The 3,920-nt window shown below is 65.3% G+C and carries 5 protein-coding genes; 4 read left to right on the forward strand and 1 reads right to left on the reverse strand.

Annotated features, from left to right (window positions below; translation table 11 throughout):
- Nucleotides 1-228: hypothetical protein (locus AC6LJ9_RS30255; protein ID WP_498150403.1), on the reverse strand; the 228-nt coding region annotated here is incomplete at its 3' end.
- Nucleotides 229-336: 108 nt separating this feature from the next.
- On the opposite strand from AC6LJ9_RS30255, the gene rng reads away from it, so the two are divergent.
- The 4 genes from rng (at nt 337) to AC6LJ9_RS30275 (ending at nt 3,906) form a co-directional block, all read left to right on the forward strand.
- Nucleotides 337-1,800, forward strand: a complete 1,464-nt coding sequence (gene rng / locus AC6LJ9_RS30260; protein WP_212322763.1) for a ribonuclease G — start codon at nt 337-339, stop codon at nt 1,798-1,800.
- A gap of 163 nt (nt 1,801-1,963) precedes the next feature.
- Nucleotides 1,964-2,479, forward strand: coding sequence for a hypothetical protein (locus AC6LJ9_RS30265; protein ID WP_498150404.1), 516 nt, complete (start codon nt 1,964-1,966; stop codon nt 2,477-2,479).
- Nucleotides 2,480-2,535: 56 nt separating this feature from the next.
- A complete protein-coding gene (locus tag AC6LJ9_RS30270) occupies nt 2,536-2,985 on the forward strand; it encodes a DUF7832 domain-containing protein (protein ID WP_212321548.1) in 450 nt (149 codons plus the stop codon).
- A gap of 219 nt (nt 2,986-3,204) precedes the next feature.
- Nucleotides 3,205-3,906: a DUF3053 domain-containing protein gene (locus AC6LJ9_RS30275; protein WP_498150405.1), complete on the forward strand. Its 702-nt coding sequence runs from the start codon at nt 3,205-3,207 to the stop codon at nt 3,904-3,906.
- The last annotated feature ends 14 nt before the right edge of the window (nt 3,907-3,920 follow it).

The following is a 3,920-nucleotide window of genomic DNA, read 5'->3' on the forward strand; positions in this document are numbered from 1 at the left end:
TTCTCCCTTCTCCCTTCTCCCTTCTCCCTTCTCCCTTCTCCCTTCTCCCTTCTCCCTTCTCCCTTCTCCCTTCTCCCTTCTCCCTTCTCCCTTCTCCCTTCTCCCTTCTCCCTTCTCCCTTCTCCCTCCAACGCGCCCGTCCCCTCTGTGCAGAACAGGATTCGAACACCTGCCCCCGCTCACCATTCCGTGCCACCCGCCGCCACCCGCCCCCAGCTTCGTCAACAAGAACGCCCCGTCTCGACTTGCCTGCCCCGGCGGTACGTTTACTATTCGCCTTGTAAGCCGCCCACCCAACTGAATGGAGACGACCGCCCCATGCCCACTGCCACCGCAATGAGCGAAGACATCCTGATCAATGTCACCCCATTCGAGACCCGCGTCGCGCTGGTCGAGCAGGGAGCGGTGCAGGAACTGCATGTCGAGCGCAGCATCCAGCGCGGCCATGTGGGCAATATCTACCTGGGCCGTGTGGTCCGCGTGCTGCCGGGCATGCAAAGCGCGTTCATCGACATCGGGCTGGAGCGCGCGGCATTCATCCATATCGCGGACCTGCGCGAGAATCGCGGCGAGCGCAGCCAGGGGCTGCCGCCCACGCCGATCGAAAAACTGCTGTTCGAAGGGCAGACCATCATGGTCCAGGTGGTCAAGGATCCCCTGGGCACCAAGGGCGCTCGGCTGTCCACGCAGATCAGCATGGCCGGCCGCATGCTGGTCTATCTGCCGCACGATCCGCATATCGGCATCTCGCAGAAGATCGATTCCGAGACCGAGCGCACGCAGCTGCGCGAGCGCTTGCAGGCGCTGATGCCCGAAGGGGAAAAGGGCGGCTTCATCGTCCGCACCCAGGCCGAAGGCGCCAACGACGACGAACTGAACGCGGACGTAGCCTACCTGCGCAAGCTGTGGACCAGCGTGCAGGCGCTGGCGCGCACGCAACCCGCCCCCGCCCTGCTGCACCAGGACCTGACGCTGGCGCAGCGCGTGTTGCGCGACATGGTCGGTCCGAACACCGGCACCATCCTGGTGGACTCGCGCACCACCACCTCGTCCATGCTGGAATGGGCGCGCACCTATACGCCGTCGGTGGTCGAGCGGGTGCGCCACTACAGCGGCGAGCGCCCGCTGTTCGATACCGCGAACGTGGACGAGGAAATCGCGCGCGCGCTGTCGCGGCGCGTGGACCTGAAATCCGGCGGCTACCTGATCATCGACCAGACCGAAGCGCTGACCACGGTCGACGTGAACACGGGCGGATTCGTCGGCGGCCGGAATTTCGACGACACCATCTTCAAGACCAATCTGGAGGCCGCGCAAGCCATCGCGCGCCAGCTGCGGCTGCGCAACCTGGGCGGCATCGTGATCCTGGACTTCATCGACATGGAGGAACAGGAGCACCGCGACACCGTGCTGGCCGAGCTGAAGAAGGCGCTCTCGCGCGACCGCACCCGCATGACCGTCAACGGCTTCACGCAGCTGGGCCTGGTCGAGATGACGCGCAAGCGGACCCGCGATTCGCTGGCGCACCAGCTGTGCGAACCCTGCCCCATGTGCGAGGCGCGCGGCAACGTGCGCACGCCGCGCACGGTCTGCTACGAGATCCTGCGCGAAATCCTGCGCGAGGCGCGGCAGTTCAACCCCAAGGAATTCCGCATCCTGGCCTCGCAGGAAGTGGTGGATCTCTTCCTGGAAGAGGAAAGCCAGCACCTGGCCATGCTGGGAGACTTCGTCGGCAAGCGCGTATCGCTGGAAGTGGAAAGCACGTATACGCAAGAGAAGTACGACATCATCCTGGTTTAAACGATGGCCCGGCAGATCGCCGGGCTCCTCCGCCAGAGTCAGGAACCCCCGGTTGCCGCCCGCACAGCGGCGGCAAGCACGGCAAGCATGCGGCACGACTGAAGGACCAGCGTTCGCCGCAATAACCCGACCCACTCCCGCGAACACCACCACAGATCCCTCGATGAACCCGTCCTCGCCCGATCTCGCGCCCCATCCCCAACCCCGCCCCCGCTGGCACGGCGTCCTGGCCCTGTGCTTCGGCGCGGTCGCCGCCGGCGTCTTCTACTATTTCCTGCGCGGCACCGGCTCGCGCGCGCCGCTCGCCCTGATCCTGAACGGCAACACCGAGGCCGGCGCTGCCAAGCTCGCGGCCTATGCCTTCATCGCCGGCGGCATCCAGTCCTTCCTGATGCGGCTCAGCCCCAGGCTGGGTTTCATGGCCCTGCTCTGCAGCACGCTGACGCTGCTCGGCGTGCTGGTCGCCTGGAATCTCCTGCCGCGCATCGCCGACGGCCTGCCCTATGCCGGCGCGGCGCTCGGCTGGCTGGCCCTGGCCGGTCTCAGCTATGCGGGCTGGCGCCGAGGCGCCCATCGGGCCGACCTGGGCCGCACTGGCGTCGCCGTCTCGCTGGCCGTCAGCGTGCTGGCGCTGTTGCTGGCGGTCTGGGTGCTGGTGCTGCGCCCGCTGGTTTTCTGAATCCCGTTCCGCCCGGCACGCGGGCGGCCCTCCCACGACAAGGAAGACAGATCCTGATGAAATTCGACGATGCATCCTGGCACTACGAAGGCGACTATCCCGACGACCTGCCTGATTCTGCCGCCGCCACCCACATCGGCATGTTCCTGGCCTGGGCGCTGTTGCACGGCATGGCGGGCGAGGAACTGGCCGATGATTCGGCCGAGGCGCTGGCCGCCTTGCAACGCCGGGAATTGAGCGGCGCCCAGTTCCTCATCACCGAGCTGGACGAAAAACTGATCGATGAAGACCTGAACGCCGAGGGCGCCGCCTTCGCCCTGGCGTACTACGTGGGCGACGATCATGACAGCCGCTACATCGACGACTACTTCGCCGCCTTCTCCGTGGACGAAGCCTCGCTCTACCGCGTGCCGGACACCTGGGAACACTATGAACGGCTGGCCCCGGCCATCGACGCGCGCTACGCCCGCTGGGTCCGTGAAGGACGGCCGCAGTACGTGGTCTAGCTTCCGCAGATGTACTCCTCCAGGAACGTGCGCGCCGCGCGCACGTAGCAGCAAACGCCGCGCGAATCACATCGTTCTGTGACCGAGTTGTTTCATTTCGCTTCGTTTGCAAACAAGTCTTAAACCTGTGGCAGGCGCCGGGAGCAGTCGATAAGCTCCCGGCGCTTGGCGTTGCTGCCCGGCGGCTCGCCCGATATCCCGCAACACAGGAGCTTTTCCATGAAATCCCTTTTCCGTCCGATCTTCGCCCTGGCCCTGGCGCTGCCCTTGCTGCTCGCCGCCTGCGGCGACAAGGAACCCGAGCAACGCGCCGCGTTCACGCAGTTCCTGCAGACCCGCATCATCGACAAGCCCGGCGTGCGCGTGCCGCAACTGACGGCGGAAGAAAAGAAGTCCTTCGGCGACTATGCCACGCACTACGCCGTGATCACGGATTTCAACTCGGGCATGGACGCATCGGTCAAGCCGCTGAACAGCCTGATGCAAAAGGGCGGCATGCGTACACTGAGCGACATCGTCACCCGCCGCGACGACCTGAAGACGGTGCAGACGGCGCTCAACGACATGGGCGTGGCGCTGAAGGAACAGCAAGGCAAGGCCGACGCCGCCCGCGCGCAGCTCAAGCAGCCCGACGACCTGAAGGCCGTCTATGCAAAGGCCTATGAAAAGACCGTGACGCTGCCCGCCGACACCTTCCGCAGCGTGCTGCCGCAGATCAATACCACCTTCGACAGCAGCCTGAAGATCGCCGACTACGTCGCCCAGCACCAGAAGGAAATCCAGATCTCCGGCTCGATGGTCCAGGTCAGCGACCCGGCCGTCCAGAAGGAATTGAACACGATGCTGCAAGACCTGAACCCCGAGGCGCGCAACTTACAGCAGGCGCATACCCGCCTGCAGGCCGTGATGCTGGGCCGCTGAGCCCTTGCTTGAAG

Source organism: Achromobacter sp. 1011811831 (genome assembly GCF_059760905.1).

What these genes read in the sequence shown, in the direction of transcription:
- AC6LJ9_RS30275 (WP_498150405.1), top strand. Translation starts at nt 3,205, where the DNA reads ATGAAATCCCTTTTCCGTCCGATCTTCGCCCTGGCCCTGGCGCTGCCC.
- rng (WP_212322763.1), top strand. Translation starts at nt 337, where the DNA reads ATGAGCGAAGACATCCTGATCAATGTCACCCCATTCGAGACCCGCGTC.
- AC6LJ9_RS30265 (WP_498150404.1), top strand. Translation starts at nt 1,964, where the DNA reads ATGAACCCGTCCTCGCCCGATCTCGCGCCCCATCCCCAACCCCGCCCC.
- AC6LJ9_RS30270 (WP_212321548.1), top strand. Translation starts at nt 2,536, where the DNA reads ATGAAATTCGACGATGCATCCTGGCACTACGAAGGCGACTATCCCGAC.